The sequence below is a fragment of the Guptibacillus hwajinpoensis genome (genome assembly GCF_005144865.1).
GTDB lineage: Bacteria > Bacillota > Bacilli > Bacillales > Guptibacillaceae > Guptibacillus > Guptibacillus hwajinpoensis_A.
The window spans coordinates 603,449-619,761 of record NZ_SWFM01000002.1; the positions used below are offsets into that span (position 1 = coordinate 603,449).

Annotated in this window: 15 protein-coding genes and 1 riboswitch; of the genes, 11 read left to right on the forward strand and 4 right to left on the reverse strand. The window is 40.3% G+C overall.

All coding sequences use genetic code 11. The features are described 5' to 3' along the window. Positions 1–139: 139 nt before the first annotated feature. Positions 140–3,106 (forward strand): formate dehydrogenase subunit alpha, encoded by a 2,967-nt coding sequence (fdhF, locus tag FBF83_RS10105; RefSeq protein WP_136947023.1) that lies wholly within the window; start codon positions 140–142, stop codon positions 3,104–3,106. Next, positions 3,090–3,620 carry a DUF1641 domain-containing protein gene (locus FBF83_RS10110; protein WP_136947024.1) on the forward strand — a complete coding sequence of 177 codons (531 nt, stop codon included), beginning with the start codon at positions 3,090–3,092 and terminating at the stop codon, positions 3,618–3,620. Before fdhF ends, FBF83_RS10110 begins: the two co-directional genes overlap by 17 nt. 35 nt (positions 3,621–3,655) lie before the next feature. On the opposite strand, the gene FBF83_RS10115 is transcribed toward FBF83_RS10110, so the two are convergent. Further along, positions 3,656–4,144 (reverse strand): VanZ family protein, encoded by a 489-nt coding sequence (locus FBF83_RS10115; protein WP_205665317.1) that lies wholly within the window; start codon positions 4,142–4,144, stop codon positions 3,656–3,658. A gap of 417 nt (positions 4,145–4,561) precedes the next feature. Between FBF83_RS10115 and FBF83_RS10120 the strand changes: the two genes are divergently transcribed. Both FBF83_RS10120 and FBF83_RS10125 read left to right on the forward strand, forming a co-directional pair. Then, positions 4,562–5,893 carry a UDP-glucose dehydrogenase family protein gene (locus FBF83_RS10120; protein ID WP_136947025.1) on the forward strand — a complete coding sequence of 444 codons (1,332 nt, stop codon included), beginning with the start codon at positions 4,562–4,564 and terminating at the stop codon, positions 5,891–5,893. An 843-nt stretch (positions 5,894–6,736) separates the two neighbouring features. After that, the gene (locus tag FBF83_RS10125; protein WP_136947026.1) at positions 6,737–7,153 is read left to right on the forward strand and encodes a hypothetical protein; all 417 of its coding nucleotides are present in this window, start codon (positions 6,737–6,739) and stop codon (positions 7,151–7,153) included. 187 nt (positions 7,154–7,340) lie between these two features. Here the strand turns inward: FBF83_RS10125 and FBF83_RS20850 are convergent, their stop codons facing one another. Continuing rightward, the gene (locus FBF83_RS20850; protein WP_169525331.1) at positions 7,341–7,478 is read right to left on the reverse strand and encodes a hypothetical protein; all 138 of its coding nucleotides are present in this window, start codon (positions 7,476–7,478) and stop codon (positions 7,341–7,343) included. Between the two features lie 44 nt (positions 7,479–7,522). Beyond that, a riboswitch (cyclic di-GMP riboswitch) is annotated at positions 7,523–7,612 on the reverse strand. Positions 7,613–7,804: 192 nt separating this feature from the next. Here FBF83_RS20850 and hutU point away from each other — a divergent pair. The 3 genes from hutU to hutG are packed head-to-tail and all read left to right on the forward strand — an operon-like array spanning position 7,805 to position 11,759. After that, the gene (gene hutU / locus FBF83_RS10130) at positions 7,805–9,472 is read left to right on the forward strand and encodes a urocanate hydratase (protein WP_420875124.1); all 1,668 of its coding nucleotides are present in this window, start codon (positions 7,805–7,807) and stop codon (positions 9,470–9,472) included. An 11-nt stretch (positions 9,473–9,483) separates the two neighbouring features. Continuing rightward, positions 9,484–10,758: an imidazolonepropionase gene (gene hutI / locus FBF83_RS10135; RefSeq protein ID WP_136947027.1), complete on the forward strand. Its 1,275-nt coding sequence runs from the start codon at positions 9,484–9,486 to the stop codon at positions 10,756–10,758. Then, a complete protein-coding gene (gene hutG, locus FBF83_RS10140) occupies positions 10,755–11,759 on the forward strand; it encodes a formimidoylglutamase (RefSeq protein ID WP_136947028.1) in 1,005 nt (334 codons plus the stop codon). The genes hutI and hutG overlap by 4 nt, the downstream gene beginning before the upstream one ends. Positions 11,760–11,790: 31 nt before the next feature. On the opposite strand, the gene FBF83_RS20855 is transcribed toward hutG, so the two are convergent. Next, entirely contained in the window at positions 11,791–11,946 is a 156-nt protein-coding gene (locus tag FBF83_RS20855) for a hypothetical protein (protein WP_169525334.1), read from the reverse strand. Positions 11,947–12,109: 163 nt separating this feature from the next. Between FBF83_RS20855 and FBF83_RS21285 the strand changes: the two genes are divergently transcribed. Next, positions 12,110–12,244 (forward strand): hypothetical protein, encoded by a 135-nt coding sequence (locus tag FBF83_RS21285; protein WP_255436017.1) that lies wholly within the window; start codon positions 12,110–12,112, stop codon positions 12,242–12,244. A gap of 250 nt (positions 12,245–12,494) precedes the next feature. On the opposite strand, the gene FBF83_RS20860 is transcribed toward FBF83_RS21285, so the two are convergent. Continuing rightward, positions 12,495–12,632, reverse strand: coding sequence for a hypothetical protein (locus tag FBF83_RS20860; protein WP_169525336.1), 138 nt, complete (start codon positions 12,630–12,632; stop codon positions 12,495–12,497). 224 nt (positions 12,633–12,856) lie between these two features. On the opposite strand from FBF83_RS20860, the gene FBF83_RS10145 reads away from it, so the two are divergent. From FBF83_RS10145 to FBF83_RS10155, 3 genes are all read left to right on the forward strand, one after another. Beyond that, positions 12,857–13,309: an SRPBCC family protein gene (locus FBF83_RS10145; RefSeq protein ID WP_136947029.1), complete on the forward strand. Its 453-nt coding sequence runs from the start codon at positions 12,857–12,859 to the stop codon at positions 13,307–13,309. Positions 13,310–13,363: 54 nt separating this feature from the next. Beyond that, the gene (locus FBF83_RS10150; RefSeq protein ID WP_169525339.1) at positions 13,364–13,849 is read left to right on the forward strand and encodes a VanZ family protein; all 486 of its coding nucleotides are present in this window, start codon (positions 13,364–13,366) and stop codon (positions 13,847–13,849) included. 212 nt (positions 13,850–14,061) lie between these two features. After that, positions 14,062–16,296 (forward strand): SpoIID/LytB domain-containing protein, encoded by a 2,235-nt coding sequence (locus FBF83_RS10155; protein WP_136947031.1) that lies wholly within the window; start codon positions 14,062–14,064, stop codon positions 16,294–16,296. Positions 16,297–16,313: the final 17 nt, after the last annotated feature.

A 16,313-nucleotide genomic window follows, 5' to 3' on the forward strand; every position in this document is an offset into this window, starting at 1 on the left:
ATATGAAATGTAGGTTTCACAAGGATATTATCTTAAATGTGCAAAATTATGAATTTTTTCAAAGTGTTTTGTCTAAAAATTCCTGAAGTAGGGAAAGGAATAAAATAGGACTTCAGAAAAAGAAAAAGGGTGATGTAATTTGCAGGATTCAATCCAGGTCGTTATTAATGGTAAAAGTGTAGCAGTGTCTAAAGAACAAAGTGTGTTGCAAGCATTAAATGAAAATAATCTAGATTTGCCAAGTGTTTGTTATCACCCTAGTCTTGGTGCGATTGAAACATGTGATACGTGTATGGTAGAAGTGAATGGAGAAATTGTGAGAGGTTGCTCTACTAATCTTTCAAACGGAGATAATATTAATACGACAGCTTCTCATGTGAAACAAGCGCAAGACATTGCGATGGATCGCATTCTTTACAATCATGAACTTTACTGTACAGTATGTGATTATAACAATGGAACGTGCGAAGTACATAACACAGTCAAAGAGATGAAAATGAACCATCAAAGTATTCCGTTCGAGTCAAAGCCGGATCCCGTTGATAATTCTAACCCCTGGTATCGCTATGATCCTGATCAGTGTATTTTATGCGGACGCTGTGTAGAAGCTTGTCAGGACGTACAGGTTACCGAGACGCTTACCATTGATTGGGAACGTGAGCGTCCGCGCGTAATCTGGGACAACGATGTTGATATTAACGAATCTTCTTGTGTTTCTTGCGGACATTGTTCAACTGTATGTCCATGTAACGCAATGATGGAAAAAGGCATGGAGGGTGAAGCTGGATTATTAACTGGAATTCAACAAGATACACTTCGTCCAATGATTGAATTAACGAAAAACGTTGAAACTGGATATAATTCAATTCTCGCTATTTCTGATATGGAATCTGCTATGCGTGAAAATGAAATCAAGAAAACGAAAACGGTTTGTACCTATTGTGGTGTTGGGTGTAGTTTCGATATTTGGACAAAAGGCCGAGATATTCTAAAGGTAGAGCCACAGGTCGAAGCACCAGCTAACGGAATTTCAACATGTGTGAAAGGAAAATTTGGTTGGGACTACGTAAACAGTGAAGAGCGCCTTACTAAACCATTAATTCGAGAAGGAGATACCTTTAGAGAAGCTGAATGGGATGAAGCACTTAAGCTAATCAGTAGCAAGTTTGCAGAAATCAAAAAAGACCACGGTTCAAATGCTCTGTCATTCATTAGTTCATCGAAATGTACGAATGAGGAATCTTACTTAATGCAGAAATTAGGCAGAAGTATTATCGGTACGAACAATATTGATAACTGCTCGCGTTATTGTCAGACCCCTGCAACGGTAGGCTTATTTAGAACAGTTGGACATGGTGGTGACGCTGGATCAATTAAAGATATAGAGATGTCTGAGCTTGTGATTGTTATTGGTTCAAATACTTCTGAATCTCACCCTGTCCTTTCAACACGAGTGAAGAGCTCTCATAAACTTCATGGTCAGAAGCTTATTGTATCTGATTTAAGAAAGCATGAAATGGCAGAACGCTCCGATCTATTTATCCGTCCTTCATCAGGTACGGACCTTGTATGGCTTTCAGCGGTTACGAAATATATCATTGATCAGGGCTGGGCTGATGAAGCATTCCTTAAGGATCGTGTTAACGGTCTTGATGAATATATTGCAAGCCTTGAAAAATATACGATGAGTTATGCGTCAGAGGTTACAGGAATCGATGAAGCGGAGTTAATTCAAATTGCTGAAATGATTCATGAAGCGAAAACGACGGTTGCGCTTTGGGCAATGGGTGTTACACAGCATAGTGGTGGTGCTGATACGAGTACAGCGATTTCGAACTTACTTCTTGTAACAGGAAACTATGGCAAACCTGGTACAGGTGCATACCCACTTCGCGGACATAACAACGTTCAAGGCGCAAGTGACTTCGGTAGTATGCCGGATAAAATGCCTGGATATGAGAACGTAACAGATGAGAAAGTTCGTGATAAGTATGAAAAAGCATGGGGCACCCCGCTTCCAGAAGAAGTTGGCTTAAATAATCATGAGATGGTAGAGCATATCCATGAAGGGAAATTAAAGGCGATGTACTTAAAAGGAGAGGACATGGGGATTGTCGACTCAAATATAAACCATGTGCATGCAGCATTTGAGAAACTAGACTTCTTTGTCGTACAAGATCTTTTCCTGACAAAGACGGCAGAATTCGCTGATGTTGTTCTTCCCGCAAGTCCAAGTCTTGAGAAAGAAGGGACGTTTACAAACACAGAACGACGTTTCCAGCGACTTTATCAAGCACTTGAACCCCTTGGTGATTCGAAGCCAGACTGGCAGATTATTATGGAAATCGCGAATGAAATGGGAGCTGGATGGGACTATTCAGATCCTAGTGAAATCATGACAGAAGCTGTGCAGCTTGCTGATATGTTTGCTGGTGTCTCTTATGAACGCCTTGAAGGTTATAACAGTCAACAGTGGCCGGTTGCAGCGAATGGTACAGATTCTCCACTTCTGTTTGAAGATGAGTTTCCGTTCCCTGATGGCAAAGCGCGTCTATTCCCTGTTGAATGGACACAGCCACTACAGTTTGACGACGAATATGATCTCCACGTCAACAATGGCCGATTGCTAGAGCATTTCCATGAAGGCAATATGACGTATAAAAATGAAGGGATTAAATCAAAAACGCCTAATACATTTGTTGAGGTGTCACCTGAGCTGGCTGAAGAACGTGGTCTTACTGACGGAACACTTGTGAGGCTAACTTCTCCATACGGTGCTGTGAAAATTAAGTGTCTCGTAACCGATCGTGTTCAGGGCAAAGAAGTCTACATTCCGCTTAATGATACAGATGATGCGGCAGTTAATTTACTAACTAGTAGTAAAGCTGATAAAGATACGGACACGCCTGTGTATAAAGAATTGAAGGCAAAGATGGAAATCTTGAAAGATAAAGGCACTTCACCACTTCCAAAGATTAATCATCGTAATGGGAATCCACAGCCACAGAAGGGTGTTATGGTCGAGCGGAAGTGGGCGAGAAAGGACTATATTTTCCCAGGCGATATGGTAACGAAGGAGGCAATCAATTATGGCAAAAGCCATTAAGCAGATTAGGCGAATCGAGGTCTCTGAAGAGGAAAAACGAGCAAACGATTTAAGAGAGATTGAAGATGCTTTAATTGATAATAAGGATGCGCTTCTTGAGACGCTTAATGTCGTAGGTGGAATGAAGGAGAGAGGTATCCTCTCACTTCTCAACGGCTTATTTGGAGAAGGCGATCGTGTTCTTAAAGTTCTTGTTGAGTTGTTGAATGTACCAGAAAATACGGCCGCCCTAAAGAACTTGATGCTCCTGGTTGGAGCGGCCGGTAAAATCAACGTGCAAGACCTTGAGCCTCTTCTTTTAAAAGTAAACGCTGGTATCGAAAATGTTGCTGAGCATGGGGAAGATGCCAAGAAGACAGGATATTTAGATTTGCTTCGCACTCTAAAAGATCCAGAAGTAAATCGTTCTCTTACCCTCCTCATTACATTTCTAAAAGGGATGGGTAAGGACACGGAGCATGAAGAAAAAGTAAATGATAAATCAACGCCATCAGAAAATAGACAGGATATTTAATTTACCCCTACTACTATTTCCGACAAAAGTCCCGCTTAGCGGGGCTTTTTCATTTTGAATCGCTGGACAATTGTAAAAAGGAATGCCGCTAAAAAGATCCCTGATGTGTCTGGAATCAACACATCAATTAAATGCCCCGTTCTCCCTTTAACTAAGCTTTGATGAAATTCATCAAACAACGCGTAAGCAAATGCTGTGAAAGAACCAAGCAGTAAGTGTTGATGTTGTCCTCGTTCCCTGAAAGCCATCACAGAAAGGAATGCTAGAAGACCAAAAGAAGCAACATGAGCCCCTTTTCTAATAAAGAACTCTACGTATTGATAGGGTTGTGAAGGCGTAACGAGCGTACCATCGTAAGTAAACTCAACCTGTGGTAAGTTCTCCTTTGTAAGAGTGACATAATCTCTAAAAAATGGTTTCATATCCTGCTGCTGATAAGGTGTATGAGAGGAAATAAAGAGAATTCCCATCATCATAATTGAGAGGATAAACCATTTCCAATTCATAATAAATGTAATGATCATCAACACGCTTTCTGTTCTAATCAGTTTAGTCACAATCATATCGAAATTTGTGCATAATAGGTAGTGGATGATGAGAGAAATGTTAAAGTATTGTTTGGAAACGGTGAATGTGCTCTTAACTAGATTAAAACTTTTTATAATAGAAAAAGGATGTTTTTGTAGACATTGTTGCTTCTTCGATAAGAGTAGAGGCTGATTTGCGCTCCAGGATGCTCGCTTTCCGCGGGGCGGGCGGTGAGCCTCCTCGGCGCTGAAGGTCGCGCCTGTGGGGTCTCACCTGTCCCGCTAATCCCGCAGGAGTCGAGCACCTTCCGCTCCAATCAGCTTAATGTGGCTTTTTATACAAACCCCTCTTGAAAAACAACAATCTTTTAGATAAGAGCCTAAAGTATAGATGCAAACGAAGGGAGAATTTTAATGCAGATTTCTGTTATTGGAACCGGTTATGTAGGGCTTGTGACTGGGGTTAGTTTGGCTGAAATAGGACATCACGTCACTTGTATCGATATTGATGAAGAGAAAGTGGCGATGATGACAAGTGGAGTATCCCCCATTTATGAACCTGAATTAGAAGATTTGATGAAGAAAAATGTTCAGGCAGGACAGTTATCTTTTACAACTCAGCTTAATTTCTCTTCAGCAAATGTCATTTATATAGCGGTTGGCACACCACAACTTCCTGATGGAACGTCAGATCTGCAGTATATTGAACAAGCATCACACGATATTGCTCGCTCGCTCAAGAAAGATACTATTGTTGTCACGAAAAGTACCGTGCCAGTAGGAACAAATCATTGGATTAAGACAGTCATTGAAGAAGCAGCACCTAAGAAGATAAAGGTTACAATCGTCTCAAATCCTGAATTTTTGAGAGAAGGCTCTGCTGTTTATGATACGTTCCATGGAGATCGGATTGTGATTGGAACTGAAAACAATGAAGCAAAAGAAATCTTAGACAAGATTAATGCTCCATTTGGTCTTCCAATCTATCACACAGACTTGAAAAGTGCTGAAATGATTAAATATGCCTCAAATGCTTTTCTTGCTACAAAAATTAGCTTTATTAACGAAATTTCCGCTATCTGTGAAAAAGTAGGTGCAAATGTTGAAGATGTTGCTTCTGGTATGGGCAAAGATAACCGCATAGGGGACAAATTTCTAAAAGCGGGAATTGGCTATGGTGGCTCGTGTTTTCCGAAAGATACAAATGCATTAGTTCAAATCGCTGGAAATAACGAGCATGATTTCAGGCTCCTAAAGTCTGTGATTGAAGTAAACAATTCACAGCGAATGAAATTAGTTCAAAGAGCAAGAGCGGCGGTTGGTGATTTCAGTGGTAAGAGAATCGCGTTACTTGGTCTTGCATTTAAACCAAACACAGACGATATGCGAGAAGCTGCATCCATTCCAATTGCACAAGAACTTGTGAATCAAGGAGCTGATGTAGTCGCTTTCGATCCAATTGCAATTCCAAATGCTAGAACATTTCTACCAGTAGAAGTTCAATTTAAAGAAACGATTGAAGAAACGATACGTGGTGCAGATGTTGCTCTTATCATCACAGAATGGGATGTTATTAAGTCAATCGATTTAATAACATATACAACCCTTATGACATCTCCTATTGTGATTGATGGAAGGAACTGTTATTCATTAGAGGAAGTAGCAAAGTACCCCATTCATTACATTTCGATTGGACGACCAGTAATTGAAAATCGCTTTGTAACAACTTCAAAGAATACGAGATAAAGAAGCAGGTAATGCCTGCTTTTTTTAGGCTATGTTAGTTCATATTGTTGCTATTGCGATTATTTCCGCTCCAGGATACTCGCTTTCCTTGGTGCGGGCGGTGAGCCTCCTCGTCGCTAACGCTCCTGTGGGGTCTCACCTGTCCCGCTAGTCCCGCAGGAGTCGAGTATCCTTCCGCTCCAATCGCGAAGTGTGGTTTTTTATACAAAAATCGTTTCAAAAACAAAAATCTTTTAGAAAAGAGCCTTTTAAAAAGATTTTTCTAAAGAGAACACCACTTCAAAGTTGATTGGAGCAGAAGTTGCTCTACTCCTGCGACTCAAGCGTACCTCTCCGCGGAAAGCGAGCAGCTTATAGTGGAAATCAACCTCTACTTTTATAGCAAAAAGGTCTACGAAAAGAACCATTTTAAATGAATCGGACAGATTTTAACAAAAGTAAGCGATCACACGAATAGTATATTTTACTCATTAATTCAGAATATTGGTACTTGAATTAATCGTTCACTCTGGTAAAATATGTTTGTTGACTTACGAATTGCATTCTAAAATAAATACTAGTAATGAAGAATGCCACCGAATGGAGTGGGAGTATGGTAGAGAAAACGTGTGAAAAATGTAAAAAGCCTTCCTATAGCAGCAATTATCAGGGAGAGTGGATTTGTCCGTATTGTGGAATGGATATGACAAAGGTCCCTGTTAACAACGAAGATTATATTAATGAGCGGTGAAGAAATAAAACTTGAGAAGCGATGTACGCTTCTTTTTTTGTTAAATCCTGCTATTGCTACAATCTCGTTACCTGTCTAGAATAGAGTTAGTCAAATGAAAAGGAACGTGGAAAATGGGAGAGATTATAAAGTTTATCGTTGCTATAGTCAATGAACTTCATGACATTGTTATAACCATTATGTATGGTCTTGGGTTCAACGTCACCGATAAGCAGCTGCATTTCTGGGTTATTGGTTTACTGGGAATGGGAGGATTCATTGTCGTTCAATATCTGTTTCGTGTTCTTTCAAAATGGAGCATAACAGCTATTTCATTTATTTATACGATAACAGTTCTGCTAGTCGTCGTGTTTGCGATCGAAATTCAACAGAAGATTACAGGTAGAGGAAATATGGAATTTGCTGATGCTGTCATTGGCCTTCAAGGATTTATCGTCCTATTTCTTGTATATTTAGTCATTCGTCTTCTACTCGCTTGGAGTAAACGGTTGTATAAGTCGTTTACCAATAAGCAGAGTTATCCAAAATAGAGCATAAGGGAAGGTCCTCGTTAGGGCTTTCTTTTTTTGTCGTGGTAAATGAAAAATGGAGAAAAAAGGATTGGATACGTTCTGCGTAGAAATATGAAGTATCTGAATATTTCAAAATGTTCTTATAATCAATGCGTTTAAATGCATTAAAAGAGGAGAGCCGTTTTGAGCTCTCCAGCGGTTATCTTTAATATGTCATCTGAGTGAGAAAAGCAATAACTGCTCCAATTACTATTGCGGAGACAGGTAAAAGAAGATAAATCATCTTCTCTTTGCGCTGTCTTCTATATTGGATTTCTTCAGGTGTTAACCATGTACCTTTCATATCATTTCCCCCTGGTTTTTGCATAGATCGCAGTGGAGGCCGTATTCGGCAACTGGCTGACTTTCGGTGATTGTGTCCGCGAAGTCCCTTTAGCTTTGCGTCATCACTTTTCAATGATTTTGCCATTCTCGTACGATTTGCATATTTGTTGTTTTGAATAAAGGACATATATTTGTAAAAATTGTCGAAAAATGACTTCAATCACTAGTATAGCGCATTTTTATGGGGGTGTACATTGGGAAAATGAGTTTAATTTGCTTTATTATATTTAGGTTTTGTAAACGTTGTTTCCCAATATCTAACTTCAATTGAAATGAGGTGTAGGTGTGTCAGGAACTTATGAACGATATGTAATCAATCATTCTTATACTGGTAAGGAACTTCATACTAAAGGATGGGAGCAAGAAGCCGCGTTGCGAATGTTATTAAATAATTTGCATGAGAATGTTGCTGAGCGACCAGAGGAACTTGTTGTCTATGGAGGGATAGGGAAAGCGGCGCGAAACTGGCAAGCGTTCGAGAACATTGTTCAATCTCTGAAAAGGCTTGAATCAGATGAAACGCTCCTTATCCAATCAGGGAAACCTGTCGCGATTTTTCGAACACACTCACAAGCTCCCCGCGTTCTCATAGCTAATTCGAATCTTGTCCCTTCACGCGCAACGTGGGAACATTTTCACGAATTAGATCGCAAGGGTCTCATGATGTATGGACAAATGACGGCAGGTAGTTGGATCTATATTGGCAGTCAGGGAATTGTGCAAGGAACGTACGAAACGTTTGCGGAATGTGCAAGACAGCATTTCAATGGGACGCTGAAGGGAACACTTACACTAACGTCAGGACTCGGTGGCATGGGTGGGGCACAACCGCTAGCCGTTTCTCTAAATGGTGGCGTTAGTCTTTGTATTGAAGCCGATCCACTTCGAATACAAAAAAGAATTGATACCAATTATCTTGATAAAATGATTGAAGATTTGGATGAGGCAATAAAGGAAGCGAATCAGGCAAAAGATGCCGGAGTAGCCTTATCAATTGGCGTTCCTGGTAATGCGGCCGATCTACTTCCAGAACTCTTGAGAAAAGGAGTCTTACCAGACATTGTAACCGATCAAACATCAGCTCATGATCCGCTTAATGGCTATATTCCATCAGGTTTTAATGTGGAAGAAGCAAGTCGGTTAAGAACAGTTTCTCCGGAGGAATACTGTAAACGTTCAAATGAGAGCATGGCGATCCATGTGAAAGCGATGCTAGAGATGCAGGAAAAAGGCTCAATCGCTTTTGATTATGGCAATAATATTCGTCAAGTTGCATATGATCAAGGCGTTCTTAATGCTTTTTCTATTAAAGGTTTTGTACCTGAATACATTAGGCCGCAGTTCTGTGAAGGCAAAGGACCATTCCGCTGGGTCGCTCTTTCTGGTGACGAAGAGGATATTCGAAAAATTGATGAGCGAATGCTTATGGAATTTAAGGAAAACGAGCATCTGTGCCACTGGATTAAGATGGCACAGAAAAAAATCGCTTTTCAAGGACTTCCAGCTAGGATTTGCTGGCTAGGATACGGAGAACGAGCCAGATTCGGAACAATTATTAACGACATGGTTGCTTCAGGAGAATTAGCTGCTCCAATAGTTATTGGTCGTGATCATCTTGACGCTGGATCAGTAGCATCACCGAACCGTGAAACGGAGAATATGCTTGATGGAACCGATGCGGTTGCAGACTGGCCAATTTTAAACGCACTTGTTAACGCAGTAGGTGGAGCTAGCTGGATCTCATTCCATCATGGCGGAGGTGTGGGGATGGGGTATTCGCTTCATGCGGGTATGGTCATCGTAGCTGATGGTACGAAGTCAGCAGAAGAGAGGTTAAATCGAGTACTAACGACCGATCCCGGAATGGGTGTCGTCCGGCATGCGGATGCGGGCTACCCTACAGCGATTAAGTTCGCACAGGAAAATGGGATCGATATGCCATCGCTTGATTAGGAGGGAGCCCGATGAAAAAACCGCTTTTTCTACAAGATGCGAATGAGTTGATTACTCTTAAAGGATCGTCTTCTGCTCCTTTAGTGAAGCCTGTCGAATCAGATTTATCGCTTATCCAGAACGGAAGTGTGTTAATTGATAACGGAACGATACTAGCAGTCGGCAAAACATCTGAACTGAAGCAACGGTTTCCTCAATTAACAAGTGAAGCAGATGTAATAGACGCAAGAGGAAAGCTTGTGACACCAGGATTTGTCGATCCTCATACGCATCTTGTCTTTGCTGGGTCTAGGGAACAGGAATTTGCGATGAGATTAAAAGGTGCTTCGTATTTGGACATCATGCACGCAGGTGGAGGGATCTATGCGACGACTGAGCAGACAAGGTTAGCAAGTCATCAGCTATTATATGAGCAAAGCTACGAACGTCTTGATCGGTTAATGAAGCAGGGTGTAACGACAGTCGAAGCCAAAAGTGGTTATGGTCTTGACCTTGAAAATGAGAAAAAACAGCTTGAAGTTGCTCGTGAATTAAATCAAAAGCACGCTCTAGATCTTGTTAGTACATTTATGGGAGCACATGCTGTTCCGTCATCTTACAAAGCAGCTCCAGAGGAGTTTATTACTTATTTAATTAAAGACGTAATGCCGGTCATTGCTGCAGAAGGATTAGCAGAATTCAATGATGTCTTTTGTGAGAAGGGCGTCTTTACAGTTGAACAATCACGACGTGTGTTAGAGGCAGGAAGGCGTCTTGGTCTCTCTCCTAAAATTCATGCAGATGAATTGGAGTCATATGGTGGAGCGGAGCTAGCGGCAGAGCTCGGAGCAGTTTCTGCGGATCATTTACTATGTGCTTCTGAAGCAGGTATGGATCAAATGGCAACAGCAGGAGTAGTAGCTGTTCTACTCCCTGGGACAGCCTTCTTTCTACAGAAGAAGATGGCGAATGCGAGAAGGATGATCGATCGCGGTGTACCTGTCGCCCTTTCAACTGATTGTAACCCTGGTTCATCACCAACCGTTTCGACAGCCCTGATGATGAATTTTGGTTGTTTGCAAATGGGAATGACGCCTGCTGAAGTTCTTGTAGCTGTGACAATTAATGCTGCACATGCGATTAACAGAGGGAGCGATATTGGAAGTATTGAGGTTGGAAAAAAAGCAGATCTTCTTCTGTTTTCCGTTCCAACACATCATCATCTTCATTACCACTTTGGAGAAAACCATGTAGAACGAGTCATTAAGAATGGAGTCGTACGAGTAAGGGAAGGGATGTTGATATGAGTCAATATCCTTATCCAATGCTTGATAGGCCTTTTGCTGTTTATCGAAAAGAGGATGAAAAAAGGGAGAAAAATGTGAGTGAATGGATTCAAACGTTACCGACGTCTGGTAATTACAGTTTGGAGAAATATGATGCCGTTCTTCTAGGTGTTCCACTTTCACGTTCATCAATCTCTGCATCTGCAGCTAGCGAAGCTCCAAACGCAATGAGAAGCGCTTGGAAATATTTCTCCACATATCAGATTGAATCAAATATTGATTTAGATGATATGCAAATCGTTGATTTAGGAGATGTAAAACAGTCTATTACTGATATCGCACAATCTCATCGTTCCATTAGTGAAGCAATGTATGCAATAAGAAGTAACCATCCTCACGCTTTACCTGTGTGCGTTGGTGGAGATCATTCCGTTACCGCTCGTCTTATTCAGGGGTGGAAACGTGCACATCCTGAGCAGACGATCGGTATATTACAGTTTGATACGCACTTTGATTTGCGTCCTCTTGACCAAGGCCCAACGAATGGTACACCAATGCGCCTTCTAATTGAAGAAGGTATTGTGGAAGGAAAACATATTCATACCCTTGGTCTACACGGGTTTTTCAATAGTCGGTCACTGAAGGAATATGCTGATGCAGTAGGTATTACCTATCGAACGATGAACGAAATGCGAAGAAATGGAATTTCAAGAACGGTGAAGGAATCGATCGACGCATTGAATCAGAACGTTGATGTCATTTATGTAACTGTTGATATGGACGTCCTTGATACGGCCTATGCACCTGGCGCTCCAGCCTCAACACCAGGTGGGATGAGGACGGATGAACTTTTTGAAGCTGTATTTCTTGCAGGGCAATCGCCAAAAGCTGCGGCAATGGATATTGTTTGTCTTGATCCACGATTAGATACAAGGGAAGCAACTGTGAAAGCTGGCGTGCATGTGATGCTTTGTTTTCTTACAGGATTTTGGGATAGAAAAAAGAGGACGATGGGCCAATAATGGCCCATCGTCCTCTTAAGCGAGCAGTCGTTTATTCCTGGGTTAACAGCTCTCGCTCTATGATGAATTCGATTAAATGGTATTCATTTTCTTGAAGGTTTCGACCAAGTTTCATTTCAAATTCATAAATCAACTCTCTGTAACGAGACTCAGAAAATGATGTAAGGTGAATGATTGATTCTTCCATGAATCTTCCCCCCCTAAATTTATGAATGAATTTCCACTATTATAGCCAATTCGTATGTGGATTTTAAATTACGGGCATAGTTTACAGAAAATTTAGATATTTTTATTTTGCACATGAAAGCACAAAGTAAGTTCAAACTAAGGTGTGAAGGGAGGTCGTTTTTATGAAGAAACGTAAAGCGCAACCACATGCAGCGATAACAAATAATCAAACCCCGGTAGAAAGTCTTCCTAATGCCGAATCAGAATACAAGCGAAGCAAACATAAAGAAGTAACTGCCCCTAAATTGGAGCAATAAGTTTTGCTAATAAAGACTCTTTTCTATAGGCTATTTTTGTAGACTATGTTCCTATAAGAGAAGTGGACGGTTTCCACTTCAGGATGCTCGCTTTCCGCGGTGGGGCGGTGAGCCTCCTCGTCGCGCTTTAGGCGCGCCTGTGGGGTCTCACCTGTTTCGCTAGTCCCGCAGAAGTCGAGCACCTTCCGCTACAATCAACTTTGTTGGGTGAATTTTTAATACAAAATATCTTTAACAAACAACAACCTTATTAAATACCCTGATTCGAAATAATAGCAATTAGAACACCAAGTATGATTGAAAAGATCGGAATGGCAAGGAAAAGGACCTTTTCCTTGCGTTTTTTCTGGAATTGGATTTGTTCAGGTGTTCTCCAATTTCTCTTCATTGTACCCTGCTCCTCCGTTTTCGCGCAGTCTCATTGTAACTGTTATTTTCTGATATAATTTCAAGTAAATTAAGAAACGATTTGACCTATTATTTCTATTATCGGCTGCTTTCTTGAATAGATATAGTTCTTCTTGTCGAATTATAAGAAATAATCTTTATAGCCTGCTTTTATTCAAATTAATGGAAGTAAATAGGGATATTTGACATAGGAGAGTGAAAAAAATGCCTGTTATTTATCTTGAGACCTTTATAGAAGCTCCTATAGAAACGTGCTTTGATTATGCGAGAAATGTTGAAGCGCATATGAAAAGTACCGAGGAGACAAAGGAACGAGCTGTAGATGGAGTAACAACAGGGGTAATGGAGAACGGTGATTCCGTTACATGGGAAGCCGTTCATTTTGGAATAAAGCAACGTCTAACTGCTGAAATAACGGCTATGCACAAACCTGATTGGTTTATTGATGAAATGGTCTCTGGTGCTTTTAAGTCTTTTGTACATACACACCGTTTCGAAGACATGGGACAAGTGACTCTTATGATTGATCAGTTTATTTATAAAGCCCCATTTGGTGTACTAGGCTCAATTGCTAACGTTCTGTTTTTGAAGAAATACATGAAAGAACTTCTAGAAAAAAGAGCCCTTCAGTTAAAAAGCATGGCTGAAAACAGCTGAATAACACCCTTTCTTTTAGGCAATACTTGAATTGCTTTGAAAGGAGGGGGAATGATGACGAGTGTATCTATGTTCGTGACAGTGATGGTAAGATGCTGGCTATGCATTGGGCTATTTCTATCGACTGTAGCCATGCTGACATTAGTCGGTCATGAGCCTTCACCTTTTTTAGTGAAGTTGTTTACTTCTGTTGTCAAAGCGAAGGGATTTCACTATGGTCCACTTACACTCAGCGTCATCAACAATGGCGAGCTAGGATTAACGCATTTTATCATTCGAAAACTAGGCCACTTCTTTGTTTATAGTTTCCTAACAATCTTTCTACTCTATTTTCCTCTTACAAAATCTTCTTTCCTTAAACCAATATTTGTTTTTACGATTGTTTGCGCGTTTGCTGTTACAGATGAATTTGTGCAGGCTTTTATTCCAGGTAGAACGTCTTTAGTTATGGACGTATTTGTTGATTTGATAGGGAGCCTCCACGGGTTAATTTTATATAGCATATGGCAAAAATGTTATTCAGCAAAAACTCTCCATTAATGGAGAGTTTTTTTGGTTTGTGCATCAAATTGAATCTGCAATACTTTTATAGTAAAAATATCCTATGGTTTCGACAATGTTCATAGGTCTTCTATTTTATTTTTATAAGATTAGCAAAATGAGAGCTATTTTATGGCAAATTTATGCTAAAGTGTTAAAAAGGGAGAATATATCTAAAATTTTCTTTAAAAAAGTATAGGGGGAAAAGGGATTTGAAGATTTTTACGTCACTTTTGGTTGGCATTCTAGCATTTTCTTTGTCGATGCATGGCGTTCAAGCAGCGGGGGATACTGTTTCTGTTAAACTTGTGAATTATATCAAGAATAGTAATTCCTTGTCATTCAATGTGTATGGAAGCTATCAAATTGAGGGTAGCGAAATTGTATTGGACAGCAATCGTTTAGATCAATACCATGTTAAGGCTGAAGGTAGTAATGTTGTTCTTTACATGGGCGACTCGAAGCTAAAAGATTTTGGAAGTTCGATGAAGTTAGTACCTACAGTTACCAACGCAATGGACAGCTACGTAGAACTTGGGGGCAAGCGATACCTCGGGGGGATGGAATTTAAAGTAGAAGGAAATTACATTCGACCTGTTAATACGCTTTCGATGGAAGAGTACTTGAAAGGCGTAGTTCCAAGTGAAATGCCAGCTTATTGGGGGAACAATGGGGGAATGGAAGCGTTAAAAGCTCAAGTAGTTGCAGCAAGAACGTTTGCTTTACCACGCAAAGACTCGTTGACAGATAGTCAATCAAGTCAGGTTTACAAAGGTTATGATTGGTACGCAACGACAAATGAGGCCATTGATGATACGGCTGGTCAAGTTCTAAAGTACGACAATAAATACATAGGTGCTTTCTATTCTTCAACTAACGGCGGTATGGTTATGTCGAATACAAACTCCTGGGGAAGTAAGTTAATTCCTTATTTACAAACTAAAGCCGATCCGTATGATGAAAAAATGGTCACCAGATATGACTATTGGGAGTATACGCTTGGGAAGCAACAAATTGATGCGAATAAACTAGACTTGAAAAAGCCAGAAACATGGTGGGCAAACGTTTCTGAACTAAGTTCAAACGTAACTGAAATTAAGAATATTAAAACGTGGCTTACTTCTAAAAGTAAAATTGGAAAAACGGATGAAATTAAGATTACCGATATTTCGAATATATCATTTACCCTTCCACCATTTAAATCAGATGAGGTATTAAAGGGTAGTATGACAATTAACTATTTCCTTAAAAACAAAGATGGTTTTGTATTTGACTCAAATGGTGAGTTGAAGAAACATACAATGACAATACAGGACTCTTCTTACAATATTCGTTTCATGGTTGGAACTACAATTATGAAGAGTCCATATGTAAAGAATATCCAAGACAAAGGTGACTCTTTTGTTGTTTCTGGTAGTGGGTATGGCCATGGAATTGGTATGAGCCAATACGGCGCATATCAGCAGTCAAAAGAAGGACGTACTCATGATCAAATTCTATCATTCTACTATCCAGGGACAGATTTAGTCACTGAAGTAAATTCAAGCTTTATTAATAGACTTGCTGGCAATAATCGTTATGAAACAAGTGTTGAGATCTCAAAAGCAGGATGGAAACAAGCTTCGGATGTTGTCGTTCTTGGTAGAGGAGACTTATCTGTAGATGCTCTAACGGGTAGTGTACTTGCTAAAAAGCACAATGCGCCTTTGTTATTAACGACAAGTAACAAACTTCCTTCTGTCGTTGAGGCAGAATTAGATCGCTTAAAGCCAGAAAAAGTGTATATTCTTGGGGGACCAGCAGCTATTTCAGAAGAGGTTTACAAGCAGCTTACAACTAAAGGTTATATTGCAAAAATCGATCGAATCAGTGGAGCAAACCGCTATGAAACATCTGTTGCTGTTGCGAATGAAATTGGGAATAGCAATCAGATATTTGTAACAACAGGTGATGGAAAGTCTCCGGACGCTCTTTCCATCGCTCCTTACGCGGCATCAAAGCAAATTCCGATTGTTTTAACTGCAACTGAGAAGTTAAGTGGCGCAACAGCAGACTATATGACTGCGGCGAATCCTGTTAAAACCACGATTATCGGTGGAGAGAATGCAGTATCCAACGCGGTTAGAGATCAGCTTGCTACTTCTTCTACTGTTGATCGTGTAGCTGGAGCAAACCGCTATGAAACAAGCGTGAGAATTGCACAGACGTTTGATTTTGAGAACAAAGGTGTCTTTTTTGCAAATGGTGATGTCTTCATTGATGCCTTACCTGGATCACCTTTTGCAGCAGCAATGGGAGCACCAGTTATTTTAACAAAGCAAAATACTCTTTCAACCGAAGTAGAGCAGTATCTCGAGTCAACGTTAAGTAGAGAATTCTATTTCCTTGGCGGAGAGGCTGCCATTAGTAAACCAATAGAAGATCGAGTGAGTAAATTAGCGAAATAGATTAGAAACACCTCCCA

Coding starts and splice junctions, on each gene's coding strand:
- FBF83_RS10110 (WP_136947024.1), top strand. CDS start 3,090: ATGGCAAAAGCCATTAAGCAGATTAGGCGAATCGAGGTCTCTGAAGAG.
- FBF83_RS10115 (WP_205665317.1), bottom strand. CDS start 4,144: ATGATCATTACATTTATTATGAATTGGAAATGGTTTATCCTCTCAATT.
- FBF83_RS10120 (WP_136947025.1), top strand. CDS start 4,562: ATGCAGATTTCTGTTATTGGAACCGGTTATGTAGGGCTTGTGACTGGG.
- FBF83_RS10125 (WP_136947026.1), top strand. CDS start 6,737: ATGGGAGAGATTATAAAGTTTATCGTTGCTATAGTCAATGAACTTCAT.
- FBF83_RS20850 (WP_169525331.1), bottom strand. CDS start 7,478: ATGAAAGGTACATGGTTAACACCTGAAGAAATCCAATATAGAAGACAG.
- hutI (WP_136947027.1), top strand. CDS start 9,484: ATGAAAAAACCGCTTTTTCTACAAGATGCGAATGAGTTGATTACTCTT.
- hutG (WP_136947028.1), top strand. CDS start 10,755: ATGAGTCAATATCCTTATCCAATGCTTGATAGGCCTTTTGCTGTTTAT.
- FBF83_RS20855 (WP_169525334.1), bottom strand. CDS start 11,946: ATGGAAGAATCAATCATTCACCTTACATCATTTTCTGAGTCTCGTTAC.
- FBF83_RS21285 (WP_255436017.1), top strand. CDS start 12,110: ATGAAGAAACGTAAAGCGCAACCACATGCAGCGATAACAAATAATCAA.
- FBF83_RS20860 (WP_169525336.1), bottom strand. CDS start 12,632: ATGAAGAGAAATTGGAGAACACCTGAACAAATCCAATTCCAGAAAAAA.
- FBF83_RS10145 (WP_136947029.1), top strand. CDS start 12,857: ATGCCTGTTATTTATCTTGAGACCTTTATAGAAGCTCCTATAGAAACG.
- FBF83_RS10150 (WP_169525339.1), top strand. CDS start 13,364: ATGACGAGTGTATCTATGTTCGTGACAGTGATGGTAAGATGCTGGCTA.